General features: G+C 46.8%; 12 protein-coding genes and 1 tRNA gene. 7 read left to right on the top strand and 6 right to left on the bottom strand.

Annotated features, from left to right (window positions below; all coding sequences use genetic code 11):
* Positions 1-38: 38 nt before the first annotated feature.
* Positions 39-1,010, top strand: coding sequence for a solanesyl diphosphate synthase (gene sds / locus QUB66_RS23370; RefSeq protein ID WP_332969866.1), 972 nt, complete (start codon positions 39-41; stop codon positions 1,008-1,010).
* A 201-nt stretch (positions 1,011-1,211) separates the two neighbouring features.
* Here the strand turns inward: sds and QUB66_RS23365 are convergent, their stop codons facing one another.
* Positions 1,212-1,676 carry a hypothetical protein gene (locus QUB66_RS23365; RefSeq protein WP_265233372.1) on the bottom strand — a complete coding sequence of 155 codons (465 nt, stop codon included), beginning with the start codon at positions 1,674-1,676 and terminating at the stop codon, positions 1,212-1,214.
* Between the two features lie 151 nt (positions 1,677-1,827).
* Between QUB66_RS23365 and hetZ the strand changes: the two genes are divergently transcribed.
* The 3 genes from hetZ to QUB66_RS23350 all read left to right on the top strand — a co-directional run bounded on the left by hetZ (position 1,828) and on the right by QUB66_RS23350 (position 6,779).
* Positions 1,828-3,009 carry a heterocyst differentiation protein HetZ gene (gene hetZ, locus QUB66_RS23360; protein ID WP_265233373.1) on the top strand — a complete coding sequence of 394 codons (1,182 nt, stop codon included), beginning with the start codon at positions 1,828-1,830 and terminating at the stop codon, positions 3,007-3,009.
* Positions 3,002-4,057, top strand: a complete 1,056-nt coding sequence (locus QUB66_RS23355) for a hypothetical protein (protein WP_265233374.1) — start codon at positions 3,002-3,004, stop codon at positions 4,055-4,057. The genes hetZ and QUB66_RS23355 overlap by 8 nt, the downstream gene beginning before the upstream one ends.
* Before the next feature lie 349 nt (positions 4,058-4,406).
* Positions 4,407-6,779 carry a transglutaminaseTgpA domain-containing protein gene (locus QUB66_RS23350; RefSeq protein ID WP_332969867.1) on the top strand — a complete coding sequence of 791 codons (2,373 nt, stop codon included), beginning with the start codon at positions 4,407-4,409 and terminating at the stop codon, positions 6,777-6,779.
* 157 nt (positions 6,780-6,936) lie between these two features.
* On the opposite strand, the gene QUB66_RS23345 is transcribed toward QUB66_RS23350, so the two are convergent.
* From QUB66_RS23345 to QUB66_RS23325, 5 genes are all read right to left on the bottom strand, one after another.
* Positions 6,937-7,018: transfer RNA gene (locus QUB66_RS23345), tRNA-Leu, on the bottom strand.
* A gap of 130 nt (positions 7,019-7,148) precedes the next feature.
* Positions 7,149-7,898 carry a peptidoglycan-binding domain-containing protein gene (locus QUB66_RS23340; RefSeq protein ID WP_265233377.1) on the bottom strand — a complete coding sequence of 250 codons (750 nt, stop codon included), beginning with the start codon at positions 7,896-7,898 and terminating at the stop codon, positions 7,149-7,151.
* Positions 7,899-8,287: 389 nt separating this feature from the next.
* The gene (locus tag QUB66_RS23335) at positions 8,288-10,708 is read right to left on the bottom strand and encodes a sucrose synthase (RefSeq protein WP_265233378.1); all 2,421 of its coding nucleotides are present in this window, start codon (positions 10,706-10,708) and stop codon (positions 8,288-8,290) included.
* Positions 10,709-10,841: 133 nt separating this feature from the next.
* Positions 10,842-12,365, bottom strand: a complete 1,524-nt coding sequence (locus QUB66_RS23330; protein ID WP_332969886.1) for a carboxypeptidase M32 — start codon at positions 12,363-12,365, stop codon at positions 10,842-10,844.
* A gap of 79 nt (positions 12,366-12,444) precedes the next feature.
* Positions 12,445-13,647 carry a tetratricopeptide repeat protein gene (locus tag QUB66_RS23325; RefSeq protein WP_332969868.1) on the bottom strand — a complete coding sequence of 401 codons (1,203 nt, stop codon included), beginning with the start codon at positions 13,645-13,647 and terminating at the stop codon, positions 12,445-12,447.
* Positions 13,648-14,416: 769 nt separating this feature from the next.
* On the opposite strand from QUB66_RS23325, the gene QUB66_RS23320 reads away from it, so the two are divergent.
* The 3 genes from QUB66_RS23320 to QUB66_RS23310 all read left to right on the top strand — a co-directional run bounded on the left by QUB66_RS23320 (position 14,417) and on the right by QUB66_RS23310 (position 17,161).
* A complete protein-coding gene (locus QUB66_RS23320; RefSeq protein ID WP_442923319.1) occupies positions 14,417-16,459 on the top strand; it encodes an adenylate/guanylate cyclase domain-containing protein in 2,043 nt (680 codons plus the stop codon).
* 238 nt (positions 16,460-16,697) lie between these two features.
* The gene (locus QUB66_RS23315) at positions 16,698-16,991 is read left to right on the top strand and encodes a ribbon-helix-helix domain-containing protein (protein ID WP_332969870.1); all 294 of its coding nucleotides are present in this window, start codon (positions 16,698-16,700) and stop codon (positions 16,989-16,991) included.
* Positions 16,992-17,035: 44 nt separating this feature from the next.
* Positions 17,036-17,161, top strand: coding sequence for a hypothetical protein (locus QUB66_RS23310; RefSeq protein ID WP_332969871.1), 126 nt, complete (start codon positions 17,036-17,038; stop codon positions 17,159-17,161).
* Positions 17,162-17,171 lie beyond the last annotated feature (10 nt).

Raw genomic sequence — 17,171 nt, 5'->3', positions numbered from 1 at the left:
TAAAATTTTGTTACTTTACGGCTTGAGTCGGCGTATCCATGATCTCTAGCACTCTCCTATTTTCCTCGGTTGAAGAAGACCTGCGACTGTTGACAGAAAACTTGAAACAGTTAGTGGGTGCCCGTCATCCCATCTTGTACGCGGCTGCGGAATACTTATTCGGCACAAAGGGAAAACGGGTGAGACCCGCAATAGTCTTGTTGATGGCCAAGGCGACAATGCCCGATCGGGAAATCACCGAAAAACACCGCCGCCTCGCGGAAATCACCGAAATGATCCACACAGCCAGTCTAGTCCACGACGACGTGGTGGACGAGTCCGATCTGCGGCGGGGAGTACCGACGGTACACAGTCGGTTTAACAACCGAGTGGCAGTATTGGCGGGAGATTTTCTGTTTGCTCAATCGAGTTGGCACTTGGCAAATCTGGACAATCTGCCAGTAGTCAAACTGCTTTCAGAAGTGATTATGGATTTAGCTGAGGGGGAAATTCAACAGGGACTAAATGGATTTGACACCAGTTTGTCGATCGAAGCGTACTTAGAAAAAAGTTATTACAAAACAGCGTCTTTAATTGCCAACAGTTCTAAAGCAGCGGGCTGTTTGAGCGAGGTTTCAGCGGAAATAGCAGACGATTTGTACAACTACGGTCGCAACATTGGTTTAGCCTTCCAAATAGTAGATGATATATTGGATTTCACTGCTTCAACGGAAACTTTGGGGAAACCCGCAGGATCGGATCTAATCAGCGGTAATCTGACAGCGCCAGCGCTATTTGCCCTAGAAGAAAAGCCTTATTTGGAAGTTCTCATAGAACGGGAGTTCGCCCAAGAAGGAGATATAGAGCAGGCCCTGGCACTGGTAGAAGATTCTCAAGGCATAGAGCGATCGCGAGAACTAGCCACAAATCACGCCCAAAAAGCCGTCGAATACTTGGCGGCGCTGCCCCATTCAGAGTCCCGTCAAGCCTTGATTGATTTGGCAGATTATGTTTTGAGCAGGCTGTATTAGAGGTTAAAAAGTTGCATGGTAGGGGGAATTGGTAATGGGGAATTGGTAGTGGGGAATTTCCTATTGCCAATTCATAAGAAATTGAGTTATGGCGCTTCTTAAGTGAATTCGGGAGAGCGCGAGCAATGACATATTACCGATTACCAATTACCAATTACCAATTACCGTCCAGTGCCTCATGGCCCTTGAGAAAGGCTATATTTATGCAATATCTGGCGGTGGAGCCGATCGATACTGTTGCAAGTAAAGGTTAATTAAGTCCTGCACTTGCTGGCGAGGGATTTCCGTCCCGACTTCCTGATTGCCGGGATTTTCAAAAAAAACAATGCTGTCGAGACCTTCTAGAGCGATCATCTGAAATAAAATGTGAGTGACAGGCAAAGGCACCGGCCTCACGCGATCGCCCCCAGCCGCCGCAGCGGAGGAAGCATCTTGAAAAGTAGGAAAAGCATAAATCACCTTCTTCTCCCGTCCCGGTTGCTTGAGATTGCTCAAAACCACGATCGCCCAACTTTCGTCTACCGATTGCAGGATCGAGTATTCGAGGTGCTGTAGCTGTTGGGCAATTAAAACCAGCGCCGGGGCGATCGCCTCTAAGATTTGTGGCGTCGAACCGTCAGGCGGAGCTTTGTCGATCAGCGATCGAATCTGTAGATCTAAATCCATTAGTCAGTTAATTTGAGATTTGAGTTTAAGAATTTCACGGTAACAGGTGCAGGTGCAAGTATGTGATACCTAGCACTGCCCACTATAAAATGTAAAATCCCAAATTTAACGTACCAGAGTGTGCTAATTTCAATGTGAGCTGTAAACAATCATGCGGGAAATCTGCCAGAGCGTGGAAACCATATTTCAACTGCTGTTAGACGAACTCAAAAAGTCCACTCGCGCGTCTGAGCAGAATTGCCAAGATGTAGCAGGGCGACTCGCAGCAGAAGTCACCAGGATATGCACAGAAAGTCAGCGGATTCAAGACTCAGGAGACATAGAAGGTGCAGCCGAGAGCCTCGCCCGGCACCGCTTGCAACAATGTCTCCACTATGAAAATTTAGGCTCCGGGCCCGGGCGAGTAGAATTGCACAGTACCCTCAGCGCGATCGTCTATCGCTACATCACCCCTCCCCAGGTGCAGTCTAGCTATCAGGCGCGAGTAGAACTGATCAAAGATTTCTTGCAGGGATTTTATCTGGAAGCTTTAAAGGCATTCCGGCGGGAAACCCAACTGCCACCTACCTACAGTCCCCGCACTCGCTTAGAACTAGCAGAGTACATGGCTTTTGTAGAGCGTTTCGGCAAGCGGCGCATTCCTTTGCCTCGCAACCGGAGCCAGCAACTAATTATTTTGCGGGCCCAAACCTTTTCCCAGCAACAACCCAAAGAAACCTCCGTGGATATGGAACAAGCCGCCGACGGTGGGGCTTCAGATTCCGACCAAACTTGGAACGACACCTCGGTGCACTCGGTGCGGGAAGCAATGGCGGGACAGGGTTCCTCGGCAATTCGCCCCCAAGGCGACGAGTCAGAATCTTTGCGCCAAAATGTGATTGACGAATTAGTCGCTTACTTGAAAGAGCGCAACCAACAAGAATGCGCCGATTATTTCATATTGCGCTTGCAAGACTTGCCGACTAATGAAATAGAGTCGCTTCTAAACATAACTCCGCGCCAAAGGGACTATTTGCAGCAGCGCTTCAAGTACCATTTGCTCAGGTTTGCCATGTCGCACCGCTGGGAACTGGTTCACCAGTGGCTGGAAGCAGACTTAGATCGCAATCTGGGTTTACTGCCTTCTGAGTGGCAAATTTTTGGTGAGCAAATTGGCCCAGAGGGACAGCGTTTGCTAAAGTTGAAACAACAGGGTCTGTCAGAGTCAGCGATCGCGCAAACCCTCGGCAGCACGGTAGCCCAGGTACAGAAACGGTGGTTTAAATTACTCGAACTTGCCTGGGAATTGCGAAATCGTTCAGATTCCGGAGAAGGGGCATCTACTGATGAATAACGAAACGAACAGGGATGCAGAGGCTTTCGATCGCCATTTCTTAGACTGGATATTGCAGGCGCCAATCGCGAATACCTCTAGCGAAGATCATGACAACCTCAATCAGCCCCATCCCTCAGAAGAGTGGGGCGACGAAGAGAATTCTGGGGTGGAATACTGGGAATGGGACGAACCAGACCCGCTGGATTATCAAGTGGGGGCGCACAGCAATGCACCCGCACAACCGCTGACTATTGGAGATATACCGACCGTGCAAGACCGTTTTCAGACCTTGTTAAAACAAAGGCTTAGAGCCGAAATTGAATCCAACCCGCCACTGTTCCCCTGGGAAACAGAAATCAAAAGCTACGAACACGACTACCCAGACGATGTAGCCCCCCAATGGGTTCCCCCCCTACATATCTGGACTCCCCAACTACAAAATATTAGATGGGGTCGCCTGCCAATTCCGATCGCCCAAGGGGTTTTTGCTCAACTGCTAGAACCTTGTCAGGAACTGGTAATGTCGTCGCTGCGGGAAGGTGCGAAGTTAGTTCGCGCTGTAGATAGTTTGTTTCCGGGCCAGTCTCAGGAACTTAACGAATTAGCTGGTTTTGTACTCATGGGTGCGGCCAGAGGAATTACAGCTTCAGAAGTAGAAGATTTACCGAATTACTCCGAGGCAACTACCGATCAACAAATGCTAATGTCGCTGTTGGCCGCCCGACAAATCATTGAGTCTTTAACTTTGAATTGTCCTGTAAATCAGCCCCCGGTTTCGCGGGAGTGGCTGACTGCTTTGGGCTCGCTGACTCTGCAAGCTCAATACCTATCGAACCGCAATACAGAACCACCAAGGCCGTGTTTAAGAGTTGAGTGCGAATTTCCTGGGGGAGGAAGTTTGGAACTCAAGGGAGGAGATGCCGAAGCAACTGCACATCGTCCGAATTCCGGGCATTTAAGTGTAGAGTTGTTTGACCCGCAACCTGACAAGACTTATGCTCTAGAAGTGAGATTCCAAAACTTCGATAGCCGACCTCTGATGTTTGCTATTCGTCCAACTTTGTGAAGACAAAACAGCAAATAGAAAGTTCAGTTGACAGTTGACAGTTGACAGTTGACAGTTGACAGCTACCTCTATTTGGAAGGAAGAGGATTGGAGTAATGAATAGTCTGATTTTAATTTTTGCCTACAAGGAAGAGGCTTTAAACCAATTCTTTCTGGTAAAATTAGAGTAAACAATGTATGTTTTACTCTGCGGTTTGACCTCACACAAAAACAAATGCAATCCCCCGACTTCTGTCGTGGAAAGCCAAAAATTTTAGAAATTAGTTAAAGCCCTCCCAGATTCAAAGCTGCGAGAAAATCTAAAATCTAAAATCCAAAATCTAAAATAGACTGACTTGGATGGGTGCACATGACAACTGATAACCTGCGAAAGATACCTGTTTTAGGTAAGCTGTGGGAGCAGATTGAGGCAATGCCTCCGCCGGTGATTGAGGATTCTTTACTGCTGCGAATCCTGGTTCAGTTGTTGGTAATTGTGGGAATTGTAGCTACTGACGTTGCTGCTGAAGAAAGCCTGAACCTGTGGGCTGTGCCTGTCAGTATTGTGGGAGCAACTTGGAGTTGGTATCGCCGCCGCGATCGCAATATAGCTGCTAAATTCTGCATAGCTATTGCCATGCTGGTGGCGCTGTTCGCTTTTTTTACCCGTTTGGTAGGAGAATTAAACGATACGCGGTTAGTTTTGGCGCAACTGTTAATTAACATTCAAGTCCTGCACAGCTTCGATTTGCCCCGCCGCAAGGATTTGGGCTATTCGATCGTCATCGGGCTGATTCTGTTGAGTGTAGCAGCGACGATCAGCCAAACGCTGACTTTTGGGCCGCTGCTGTTGGTGTTTTTGGCTTTAGCGCTGCCAACTTTGGTGCTGGATTATCGATCGCGCTTGGGACTATCATCGACGAAGCTAGAAAGCATTCGCGATTCGACAGAAGGTAAAGGAAAAAATAACAACTGGTCGTTATTTGCTGCTACTTTATCCCCCAAGTATTTTGGTTGGCTGCTGCTGATAACTGTCGGGTTGGGACTGAGTATTTTTGCGTTTTTGCCGCGCCTCCCCGGCTATCAATTGCGGACTTTTCCCGTGAGTGCTCCCATTCAATATCAGGGGGAGTTTGACTCGCGCAGCATTCTGAATCCGGGGTATGTCAAGGGAGGAAATCAAAAAGGAACTGGCGGAGGAAGGGGGAGAAACCCAGACAAAGGGCCAGGAGATGTGGACTCTACTTTTTATTACGGTTTCAACCAGCGCATCAATCAAAATTTGCGGGGGGAAATGAAACCTCAAGTGGTGATGCGCGTGCGATCGCAGGCGGCGGGTTTTTGGCGGGTGTTAGGCTTTGACAAATACACTGGTCAGGGTTGGGAAATTTCTCGCAACGAACAAGCTTTTAAGGTGAATCGACCTCGCTGGTCTTATCAATTTTATCTGAATCCTTTTCCCAATGCACCTCGCACTCAAGAGGTGATTCAAAGTTATACTATTCTTGCTCAGTTGCCGAATTTGATTCCGGCTTTAAGCAAGCCGAAGGAACTTTATTTTCCGACGACGGAAGTGGCGATTGATGCGGAGGGAGGTTTGCGATCGCCTGTGGAATTGGCGGATGGTTTGACATATACGGTGATTTCTAACGTACCTTTTCGCGATCGCTCTTTGTTGGGGCAAACTGGTACTAATTACCCGAAAAATGTTCGCAAGTTCTATTTGGATTTGCCGCCGAAAATTGCCGCCAAGGTGCGAGAAAAAACTGAAGAAATTTTGTTGGCGAGAACAAGAGTGGCTAAGTCGGACAGGGCGATCGATTCTCCTTACGAAAAAGCTTTGTACTTAGCTCAATATTTGAAGCAAAACCCGAACTACAAACTTGTAAAAGCTTTGCCTTATTTAGAGGAAAGTGAAGATTTAGTCGAGGGTTTTCTGTTTGGCTATCAAAACACGCAAGACGGCAAAAAAGTTACAGGCGGATATCCCGACCATTTTTCGACGGTACTGACTATTATGCTCAGATCGATCGGGATTCCGGCGCGAATGGCTGGCGGTTTCGATACGGGGGAATTCAACCCGTTTACTGGTTTGTATGTTGTGAAAAATACTGACGCTTTTTTGATGACGGAGGTATATTTTCCTAATTACGGCTGGTTCGCTTTTAATCCGATTCCCGGTTATCCGCTGATTCCGGCTTCGGTGGAAGACAACCAGACTTTTAGCGCGATCGAATCGTTTTGGAAGTGGATCGCGGGTTGGCTACCGACGCCTCTCAGAAGCGGGCTCGATTCAGTTATCGGTTTTGTGATTGGCTGGATCAGTTTGATTCTGGGCTGGTTTATGGGACAGTTTGCTAAGGGTTGGGTGGGGTTGTTTACTGGGTTGATTAGTGCGATCGGCTTTGGCTTTATTGGCTGGTTAATTTGGGAAGGTTGGCGCAAATGGCGCTACCGGCGCTGGCTAGGGAAATTGCCGCCGGTGGAGGGAGTTTATCAGCAAATGCTGAAGGATTTGGCAAGTCGGGGATTTGCCAAGCAGAAAGCTCAAACGCCTTTGGAGTATGCTGAGGCAATGCGCGGCAATCATCCAACTGATGAAGCTGAGGTAATTGAGGAAGTTTCGCAGGCTTATGTGCGCTGGAAGTATGGCGGTGAAGCGGGAAATTTGGCTCAGTTGCGGAAATTGGTGGACAATTTGAGGCGATCGCACTTAAAGAAACTGAAAAAGCGCTGGTTTTAAGATACGACGTACGGTTGAAACCGCGTCTACACAAACGAAGTCCGCCTCTGCGGACTGAGGATAATTAATAGAATCTGGTGATTTTAACTGATCACTCTTGAACCCGCGGAAGCGGGTTTTGTTTGTATAGAAGCGGTTTCAACCGCCGGATATTCTATGCGGATAAAAGGACTTGAACCTTCACTCCTTTCGGAACCAGAACCTAAATCTGGCGCGTCTGCCAATTTCGCCATATCCGCATTTGGACATTCAACTATCCTAACATACAACATAGCGATATGTCAACATCGAGAAACCCGGTCATTTTTGGACACCGGGTTCAATGATGAGTTATTGCCACAGGAATTTTCCCAATTTCGGACTCGTCACTTAGTTTTGCCCGATCGCCTTCCAGGTGATTTCGTCCACCACGCCATCAGTCGTCAAACCCTTAGACTCCTGAAATTTCTTGACAGCCGTAGCAGTGCGAGCGCCAAAAATGCCGTCAATCGGGCCCGGCTCGTAACCCTGTATTTCCAAACGCACCTGTAGCGTCTTCACCTTGGAACCAGCAGCACCTTTAGTCAGAGCAGTTGCAGGATTGCCGCGAACAGGAGCGCTGTTCTGAGTTGGAGCATTGCTCTGAATTGAATCGCTGTTCTGAATTGGAGCATCGCTCTGCAATTTTTCAGGAGCCCGCGCCGGATCTGCTGCTAAAGCTGTCCAAGTTTGTTTATCCACGATCCCGTCGGAGTTCAAGCTTTTAGACTTCTGAAAAGAACTGACAGCAGATGTGGTGCGAGAACCATAGGAACCGTCGATCGTCCCGATCGCAAAACCGTGAACTTGCAACCGCTGCTGTATGGCCGCAACTTCTGGGCCGTCTGCTCCTGCTGAGATAGTTTTTTCCTTTCTGACAGGCTTTTGCTCCCCTGCATAAAAAGGCTTGTTAAACATATCTCCTTGGGAATTCGCATCGGGCTGTACCGACGCACCTGGATCGGCGGGAGCTGTAAAGTCTCTGCGATACTGTTGTTCCTGCACAAAGGGTTTGGACTCGAAGGCTGCATTTGCCTTTTTAGTCAGCCCTGGAGCGAGCAGAGCGAGCAAGCTGAAAATCGTAACAGTAGTTACACGCATAAGTTTGATCCTGTTGCTAAAGTTTGACAAGGTTTCCCTGTTTTCATGTTTCTCAATCTCATTGTATTACCCGGATAGCTTTCTAAGAAATATCTTTCCAAGCCTTTAGAAGTTCGGCAATGGGACAGCAGCAGTCAGGAGTTGCTAGTTGGAAGTTACGAATTGGAAGTAGGGGCCGTTTCGGGCGATTCCTCAAAAACCGGGTTTTTGAGGAGATGTTTCGTTACCAAAGCCAATATTGTCGTAGAAACTGGATTTTTTAGCGTAAGTCCTATTGTACAAAACCTGCTCTCCTTCACAAATCTTTACTAGCGGGTCTTGTACAAAGTCGATCGCTCCGAGGCCAAGTTTTTTGTCTCAACCGGCCCCTACAAATCCAAAATCGTCACTTATCGGTTCGCGTGTTCTGCCAATAAAGCCTTCGCTCTCGGCTTGTAAATCAGATAAAACAGCGCTTCTATGTAGCGGAGCATATCTTCGCGGTTTTCCTGAGACGAGTAGTTCCAGAAACCGTAAGTCTTGGCCAGAGTCAGCAGCCTGCTAGTGTGAATTTTCCAGGTATAGGTGCTGTAAACTCGGTCAATTCCTCGCGTTGAAATTTCATACCAATAGTTGGGATTTTGTTCGCATTTAGAGAAGAAATCGAGAATCTTTTGGGCAGTTTCCTGGTGGTTAGTCGGGTTGATATAAAACCCATTTACCCCATCTTGAATGATTTCCAGCGGGCCGCCAAACTGTGTCCCAAAAGTGGGAATGCCGGTAATCATTGCTTCGAGAATTGTCAAACCGAAAGCTTCAAATAAGGCTGGCTGAACAAATATACCTTGGCCATCGGCGATTACCCGGTAGATTTCGCCGGACAGGCTTTTGGAAAGCCGCACTCCCAGCCAGCGAATTTTACCGTGCAGGTTGTATTGCTCGATAATTGTGTAGAGCTTTTTAATTTCTTCTGCTTCTTCGTAATCTTCGGTTTCTTCGACTCTCAGCTTGCCGGCTACCAGAATTAAATTGCATTTTTCTTGCAATTCTTGGCTTTTACCAAACAATTCTGCTAAGCCTGTCATGTTTTTAATGCGATCGAGCCTGGCCATCGAAAATAAAGGGCGCTTTTGCGGGTCGTCGAGCGTTCCGAAGACCTGTTCGGGGTCTTCTAGGGTAAACAGCAGTTCGTTGAGCCGATCGCGATCGCCCTGCACCCGGTCTTCTGTCCGCGTGTAAGGAAAATACACGCTTTCGTTGACTCCCGGCGGCACAACATTAAATTTAGGGCTGAACAATTCAATGCCGTTCACAACGTGGTACAAATCCGGCATAGTAAAACAATTGTACGATTCGTACTGCCCGACACTATCGGGTTTACCCACAATCTCTTGATAGGTGCTGCTGATAATAAAATTAGCCGCATTCATCGCAATTATATCAGCAGTAAATTGCATCGCGAAATGATATTTTTCTTCAGATTCTTGCCAATAAAGATTGCTGAACAAATATTTAGATTTTTCCAGCGCGTGGGCTATATTACACTGAGTAACCTTCAGTTTTCTCGACAGCAAAAATGCTACCAAATTGCCGTCTGAATAATTGCCAATAATTAAATCCGGTTTCCCCTGAAACTCAGCCAGCAGTTCGGTTTCGGCATCGATCGCGTAAGTTTCCAGATAAGGCCAAATCTCGAAACGCGAAATCCAATTTTGAGTTAGTTTGGGATTGAACTCCCGGAAGGGAACCCGCAAAATCCAAGCATTTTCGGTGCCGTGAACTTTTTCTAAACGTTCGTTGCAGCGCGTGCCGTCGCTGTTAGCAATTAGCCTGGTGAGAATAATTACTTTAGGTTTTGCGCCTAAACTATCGAGACCGGCAAGATGAATGTCTTCTTGCAGTTGTTTCTCTAAATTTTTGGCTTGATCTAGGACATAAACTACTTGTCCTCCCGTATCCGGCCGCCCCAAAACTCCTTCTTGGCCGAACCAGCCGTGAGGAGAAACTAGGACGATTTTGAAAATCATCGGGATGCGAGAAATAAATGCTTCTAGGGTTTGCGGATCGGGGGAATCGATTAATTCGTCGAGAATTCCTAGGGTTTCTCCGACGCGGGCTGCGGTATTTCCCCAACCTGCGTCCAAACCCATCATTTGCAGGACAAATCGAAATCTTTCGTAGGGTTCGTCTTCAGAAAGTTCGCTGACAAAGGTGAGGGCTTTTTTGACTTGTTCTGAAAGTTGTTCTTGGGTTTTTATGCGATCGTTAATTAGTAACTGTACGCCGTTGTAGCGGTGAATGCGCAAGAAATCAAATAGAGTTTCCTGCCACTGTTTGGAGTCTTGAAACAGTTTGCTGGACAGGTATCGGTTGAGGAATTGTACTCCTTTGCCGATATTTTTGGGGTCGCGAATGGAGGGGGAATAGTCGTAAAACGGGCCGAAATCTAGTTCGAGGATGTCGCCTTCTTGGGGGTGAAAGTGGTTGACGAAGCGATCGCGCACATCGAGCAATTCTTGCACTGTCATCGCTTCCAGTGTCAAGTCATCTCCCACTCGCACTATTTCCATTGTCGCAATTTTTGGCCGCAGCAGGACGCAAAGGCTGGCCTCTTCGAGAATAATTTCCTGAACGTAATAAATCAGTTTGCTCAAATGAGAAGATTGATGGAACTGTTCGGGCTTTTCGTATTTGGTACAGTAGGCGGCAAAAGCGCTAACTATGTCGTTTCGCAGTAAATATTTATTCCCCAAAGCCCGCAAATCGCTGGCAAACTGCCGCAAGTCGGTTTTTTCGTCGCTGGCAATAACAGCCTGAAAGAGTTCAGACATACATACTCCCTTATTTGAAATTTTTTATTTGACCTGAAAAATAGAGCGATACTATCTGAATATCGCCCTATCTTTTCGAGCGCCTACTTTTTTTAATCTCATTTTAAAGTCTGCAATCTGAAATTGCTATCCGTCAAATGACATAAAATTCTCCGTATTTGTGGCGAATGTAGCGGACAAAGGGATCGATACTTAAAGGTGAACCGGTAACGCGATCGATCAATTCGACAGGAGTGTATTTGCGGCCGTGCTGGTAGATGTTTTGTTTGAGCCAGTCGTGGAGTACGCTGAAATTGCCCTGTTCTATTTGTGCGGGAATTTCGGGATTGTTTTTGACTGCGGTTTCGTAGAATTGAGCGCTCATCAAGTTGCCGAGGGTGTAACCTTGGAACATTCCGCCGATCGTCCCGACGTACCAGTGAACGTCCTGCATCGCACCATCGCTGTCGGTGGCGGGGACAACGCCGAGGTCAGTTTTATAGCGTTCGTTCCAGGCTTCGGGTAGATCACGGACGGCTAGTTTGCCCTCTACCATTGCCAATTCTAGGTCAAAGCGGATGGCGACGTGGAGGTTGTAGGTTACTTCGTCAGCGTCGGTGCGGACGAGCGATCGCGCGACTTTGTTAATTGCCCGGTAAAATGCGTCTGGGGATACGTCGCCCAACTGCTGCGAAAATAGGCTTTGTAGTTGCGGGTAAAAACACTGCCAAAAACCGCGACTCCGCCCGACTAAATTTTCCCAAAGTCGCGACTGGCTTTCGTGCACACCGGAGGAAATGCCACCGGCGAGAAGTGTGCCTTCAAATTCCGATGAATTGCCGAGTTCGTAGAGGGCGTGTCCGGCTTCGTGGATGCTGCTGAACAAAGCTTGATCCAAATGATCTTCGTAGACGCGGGTGGTGATACGCACGTCGTCTATGGAGAAGTTGGTCATGAAGGGGTGAAGCGTGGTGTCTTGCCGTCCGCGCTGGAAGTCGTACCCCATGCGTTGTACTACTGTGCGGGTGAATTCTAGTTGCTGGGCTTCTGGGAAGTATTGGTGCAAGCAGGAGTCGTCGGCGGCGGGTTGGGAGGTGATGGCTTCGACTATTGGGACTAATTCTTGACGCAGTTGGGCGAACAGCGGGCGCAGCAGGGATACTTTCATGCCGTAGTCGCTGCGATCGATCAAAGGATCGGCGATATGTTCGTATCCGGGGAAAAAGTCGGCGTACTGTCTGCTTAATTCTAGGGTTTTTTCGAGATAGGGTTCGACGGTTGCGAAGTTGTTTTCTGCTTTGGCTGTGGCCCAAACTTCGTAGCAGTCGGCTTGGTGGCGGCAAAGTGCGGACATGAAGGCTGCGGGGACTCTGGCGGCGCGATCGTAGTCTCTGCGGGCGATGCGGATCAGGCTGGCTGCGGTGGAGTCGTAAGGAAGGGTTTGTTCGTAGAAACGCAAGTCTTCTAGGAGTTCGCCTATTTTGGGGTCAGTAAATTTTTCGTGGGATATTTGTTTGAGAGTGGCCAACTGACGGCCTCTGGCGGTTGCACCTTTGGCGGGCATATAAGTCGCCTGATCCCAATGCAGCAGCGACGAGGCTGATTCGATGTCAGTAACTTCTCTGAGGTGGGCTGCAAGTTGAGCAAATTTTGCTTGAGTTTTGTCTAGGGTTTGCATGATTGGGGTTGGAGGTACTGTTTTGCCTAAAAAGGTTACAGTGCGGCATTGGTATCCATCAATCATTGCTACCCTGAAATCAAGCTAAAAACCGCACTTCTTCCCGTATTGTACGCAATTTTGAGTCATTTTGGCATAGTTTCCGGTATTTGTCCGGATTTAGTTCGATCGCCCTTGATAAGTTTTCGATAGCTTTCTGGATGCTGGTTGCTACAGCTTCGGGGCTGTTTGTGCGATCGCCCACGGCTTTTTCTAGGGCCCAGACGCAGGCTTTTTGATAGTAAAGATTTGGATCGTCTGGTGTGATGGCTATGATGCGATCGTAGGAAGCGATTGCTTCGGTAAATCGTTGGATTTTTTTGAGGGCGACAGCGCGGTTGTATAAGGCTTCGATGTTGTCTGGCTGCAACTCTAAGGTTTTGTCCCAAGAGGCGATGGCTTCTTCAAACTGTTGTAAGTTGGCCAAGGCCAGGCCGCGGTTGTACCAGGTTTCGCTGTCGTCTGGCTTGAGTTCGATCGCTTTGTCCCAGGATACGATCGCTGCTTCAAATTTTCCCATTTGGGCGATCGCCGTGCCGCGTTTGTTCCAGACTTCGGGGGAATTCGGGCGTAGTTGCAGGGTTTTGTCGTAGGAGGCGACGGCTTCGGGGTAGAGTTTTTCATCGGCTAGGACTAACCCGCGGTTGTACCAGGCTTGATACAAGTCTGGTTTTAGTTCGATCGCTTTGTCGTAGGATGCGATCGCCGCTGTATTTTGCCCGGAGTTTCTGAGGGCAAATGCTTTGTTGTACCAAGCTTCGGAGTAGTCTGCTTGGATGGCGATCGCTTTGTCGTAGGAGTCGATCGCTTCTGATAATTTTCCCAAGTTTACGAGGGTGTTGCCGCGGTTCGTCCAAGCTTCGTGATAGTTTGGCTTGAGTTCGATCGCCTGTTCGTAGGAGACGATGGCGTCTGAGAGTCTGTTGATCTTCCGCAAAACGTTCGCGCGATTATACCACGCTTCTGCATTTTTTGGTTTAATTTTTAAAGATTTGTTGTAAGCGGAGATCGCTTCGGGTAGCTGTCCCAATTTTCTGAGGGCTACGCCTTTGTTGTACCAAGCTTCGTGAAATTTCGGTTCAAGTTCGATCGCCTTTGACCAAGATGCGATCGCCGCTGACAGCCGTCCCATTGCTTCTAGGGCGTTACCGCGATCGTACAGCGTTTGAGCTTTTGGGGAGTTGACGGAGCTGATTTTTTCCACGGATTCGAGGGGCTTTTCTTTGCTAACTACATTTTGCAAGGGTTTTCACCTCATTAATTTTATTTAAACCAATTGTCGATTTTGCTTTTATATTAAGGTTTCGCTGGAGTTTGAAGGCTAGCGATCGCCGATAATTGATTATTTATGGCAATTCTACAAGAACTCTGCCATCTTTTCAACTTTGTCTGCTATATACGTAAGTATTGAGTTTCTACGTATAGATTAATACTAATTTTTGGGAAGTGCGTAAAACAATACTTAGGACAGTTTTAGATCTAATCGAGTGTCCTAAACCCTGGCTGGCTATATGCTGGACTATTTTTTTAAGGTTTAAGTAAGCGCGCTAAGTTTCAGAAAATGCGTTAAAAATGGCAGGGCTTCCTCCATAAGGCTTACAGGGCTGTTAAAAAACTGTCCGAGGTATTGGTAGAAGAGAGGAAAGGGCGATCGGCCTGCGGTATGACAATCCCCAACTGTACTAGGAAAATCTGCTGCCTATCTTTTTTTACCACAAGTTGGCTCAATCCTTACTAAATATCGGTTTCAGGCGGGTTGTCACCCTCAAAAAAAAGGCACAATATTCATCAATAAAATTGATGGTGAGTCGAGATGGGCGGGCTTCATCCATAGACAGCAACTGAGTTTGGGTGGTTTTCGGCTATTATACTCCCATCAGAGTGACGCAAGAGCAATAAATTGCATATTGAAATTGTCGAAATGATTGTGGGGTATGAGGTATAGGGTGTAAGCGTATGCAAATTAAATTCCTATTAACTTATGCTAGGTATCAATGTCGGGAGAATTCACTATGCTTGGTAAATCAAGGAGGCCCTTATCACTTGGACTTTTTAGGAAAATTCCCCTACAAATACTCCTAATTATTCCATTTGTTGTCCAAACAGTTGGAGCAGTGACTATTGTTGGTTATCTTTCCTATAGAAACGGTCAAAAAGCAGTAAATGATGTAGCTACTCAGTTGCGAAATCAGACTAGCGATCACATCAAGCAAAATCTAACTTATCTGGTTGCTATTCCCTTTCAATCCTTTGAAAACTATGATACAGCCCTGAGCCAAAACCGTATCGATCTTAATAATGGGAGAGACGTAGAGAAGTTTCTATGGGGACAACTCCCTGCCTTTCCCCTTGTTGCTGCCGCAGCTTTTGTTACCCCCAATCAGGAGTTTTTTGCTGGTGAGCGGCAGGATGATGGCACGATCGTCATCCGTGCTTCGGAGGTAGAAAATAACCACACTTTGACTACCTATACCAGCAGTCCAGAGGGGGAACGTCGGGAAATTACCAACGCTGGGAAATCTAACTTTGACCCCCGCAAACGCCCCTACTATAAAATTCCAGTCCAGCAAAAGCAAGCTGTTTGGGCAAAACTGTATCCTCACATTACAGGTAAATACCTATATATTGCGGCTGGCAAACCCATATATACCAAGACGGGAGAGTTCCAAGGAGTGTGGATGACCAGCTTAAATATGGTAATGTTTGGTGATTTTTTAAGCAAACTCAAAATCGGTAAAACAGGGCAAAGTTTTATTCTGGAACGTTCTGGAGAAATGATTGCTACCTCTACAGGGGAAAAGCCCTTTCAATATTACCCAGACAAGGTTGTCCAACTGCCAGAACAACGAATTGAACGACTCAACGTTATTAATAGTAGCAATGCCCTCACCCAAAAAGCGAGTCAAGCTTTGCTAGAGCAGTTTCGTGATTTTCAAAATATCCAAGCATCTCATCAACTGAAATTTACTGTCGAGGGTAAAAATTATTTTGCCCAAGTCGATCCTTTTCAAGATAGTAAAGGTATTGATTGGTTAGTGGTGGTGACTATTCCAGAAGCAGATTTTATGGATCAGATTAATGCCAATACTCAGACTACAATCCTGCTCTGTTTAGCAACTTTGATTTTGGCAATTTTATTAGGTATCCTGACTGCTCGCTGGATTATCCGTCCTGTGGAGCGGATCACCACTGCTGCGGAAGCGATCGCTCAGGGCAATCTCAACCAACAAGTGGAGGTTAGTTCCATCGTTGAACTTGGCAAATTAGCCAACGTTTTTAACGGCATGACCAGACAACTGAAGGATTCTCTAGATACCATCCATTTGGCAAATGAAGAGTTGGAAGCTAGAGTGGATCAAAGAACTGGAGAACTGCGCCAAGAAAAAGAAAGGTCAGAACAATTACTTTTGAATATCTTACCTGCGGAAATTGCCGATCGCCTCATGCGGACTAATGAATCCCCTGCTGAGCATTTTGAAGAAGCCACAATTTTGTTTGCGGATATCGTAGGTTTTACCAGTATCTCGGCACGGATAGAGCCGATGCAATTGGTATCAGGTTTGAACCAAATTTTCTCTGCCTTCGATCAACTCACTGAAAAGTATGGCTTAGAGAAAATTAAAACCATTGGGGATGCCTACATGGTAGTTGGTGGTTTACCCGTTTCTCGACCGGATCATTCCGAAGCGATCGCCAACATGGCGTTGGATATGCAAGCCTATATGCAAGATGTGGAGATTATTTTTGGGGAATCTCTACAAATTCGGATCGGGATTAATACGGGGCCTGTAATTGCGGGAGTAATTGGGATTAAGAAATTTATCTATGACCTCTGGGGTGATGCGGTGAATGTCGCCTCAAGAATGGAATCCCACGGTAAACCGGGATACATTCAAGTCACGGATGCGACTTATCTCAAATTACAGAATAAATACTTACTAGAGCCAAGGGGTACGATCGAGGTCAAGGGAAGAGGAGAAATGATGACCTATTGGCTTTTGGGTCGGCGGGAAGGAATATTAGCCACTAGCAATCGAGAGGTGAATAACTGTTAAAATAAGGTTAACTAATTGTCACCTATCGGCCATCACTGAATTAGAAAATGTTACCTTAACAAATTGTACAATTTTTATGCAATTTGAACCTGTATATCTGATGACAATTCACCCAACTTACATGGATAAATCGAGTCGAGCGTGCAGTGCATATTTATTATAAAATGCTTTTATGTCATGAGGAAATTATACCGTATTCGGTAGCAGCGGTTGTGTTGCTCAGCAGGTCAGAAACCTGATGGTGACAATTTATGCAATAAATTTTAGGCTGATATCCGTACCTAGAGCCAGTTGCTACAATGATAGATATCCTAAATCTGTGGTGACGATGAACGTTATTCTTGCCATACCAGAAGATCTGCAAACCTATATTGAAGCTCAAATTCAGGCAGGGGCTTACACCAGTGCGGTAGAGTATTTCCTAGATTTGGTGCAGCAAGATCGCCAGCGAAAACAGGCACAAGCCAAATTAGAAAATTTGTTGCAAGAGGGTTTAGACTCAGATAGCGAACCCATGACTGCTGCATACTGACAGAAGTTGCGCGCATCGGTTTTCGGTGGCGATTCGCAACAGACATGAGTTATCAGTTAATTGTCAAAAATCGTGCTACTCAAGATATCAGGCAACAAGCAAATTATATTCTGGTAAATGGGAATGCTCGTACTGCCGACAGAAGTTCGATCGCCCCAATTCCGCGTTAGGTGTGATCCT

The organism is Microcoleus sp. A2-C3, from assembly GCF_036706065.1.
In the GTDB taxonomy this organism is placed as follows: domain Bacteria; phylum Cyanobacteriota; class Cyanobacteriia; order Cyanobacteriales; family Microcoleaceae; genus Microcoleus.
This window is presented reverse-complemented; position numbering and strand designations above follow the sequence as displayed.

Bases quoted from the DNA above. Each gene is read 5' to 3' on its own strand.
- QUB66_RS23355 (WP_265233374.1), top strand. From the start codon at position 3,002: ATGAATAACGAAACGAACAGGGATGCAGAGGCTTTCGATCGCCATTTC.
- QUB66_RS23330 (WP_332969886.1), bottom strand. From the start codon at position 12,365: ATGCAAACCCTAGACAAAACTCAAGCAAAATTTGCTCAACTTGCAGCC.
- QUB66_RS23365 (WP_265233372.1), bottom strand. From the start codon at position 1,676: ATGGATTTAGATCTACAGATTCGATCGCTGATCGACAAAGCTCCGCCT.
- sds (WP_332969866.1), top strand. From the start codon at position 39: ATGATCTCTAGCACTCTCCTATTTTCCTCGGTTGAAGAAGACCTGCGA.
- QUB66_RS23315 (WP_332969870.1), top strand. From the start codon at position 16,698: ATGGTGACAATTTATGCAATAAATTTTAGGCTGATATCCGTACCTAGA.
- QUB66_RS23320 (WP_442923319.1), top strand. From the start codon at position 14,417: ATGCTTGGTAAATCAAGGAGGCCCTTATCACTTGGACTTTTTAGGAAA.
- QUB66_RS23310 (WP_332969871.1), top strand. From the start codon at position 17,036: ATGAGTTATCAGTTAATTGTCAAAAATCGTGCTACTCAAGATATCAGG.
- QUB66_RS23335 (WP_265233378.1), bottom strand. From the start codon at position 10,708: ATGTCTGAACTCTTTCAGGCTGTTATTGCCAGCGACGAAAAAACCGAC.
- hetZ (WP_265233373.1), top strand. From the start codon at position 1,828: ATGCGGGAAATCTGCCAGAGCGTGGAAACCATATTTCAACTGCTGTTA.
- QUB66_RS23340 (WP_265233377.1), bottom strand. From the start codon at position 7,898: ATGCGTGTAACTACTGTTACGATTTTCAGCTTGCTCGCTCTGCTCGCT.
- QUB66_RS23350 (WP_332969867.1), top strand. From the start codon at position 4,407: ATGACAACTGATAACCTGCGAAAGATACCTGTTTTAGGTAAGCTGTGG.